Source organism: Pseudomonas sp. SDT291_1_S447, assembly GCF_054070155.1.
In genome coordinates, this window is record NZ_JBSVXS010000368.1 from 1 (window position 1) to 264 (window position 264).

General features: G+C 59.8%; 1 protein-coding gene. It reads right to left on the minus strand.

The window, feature by feature from the left end; all coding sequences use genetic code 11:
* On the minus strand, positions 1 to 125 hold a 125-nt coding region (locus tag ACW9IR_RS29950; protein ID WP_457466218.1), incomplete at its 3' end, for a DUF2590 family protein.
* Between the last annotated feature and the right edge of the window lie 139 nt (positions 126 to 264).

Genomic DNA, 264 nt, shown 5'->3' on the forward strand with positions numbered 1-264 from the left:
CTGTCGCGGATCATGTGAGCGATGTCCTGGGCGATGCAGGCGCGGTCATCGACCAGCAGCGGCTGGTGCGACGGATCCAGTGCCAGGTCGTTGTCGATGATCAGCAGATCCACGTACTCGCTCATCCGCCGACCGCCATTGCGACCATGTTTTCCATCTCCAGCGGCGTCATGGTTTTGCCCGTGTGAATGTTCACGTTCTCCACATGCGTGCCCTTGTTCTGGCTGCTGTTGTTGTTCTGGATGCTGGTCAGCAAGCCGCCGG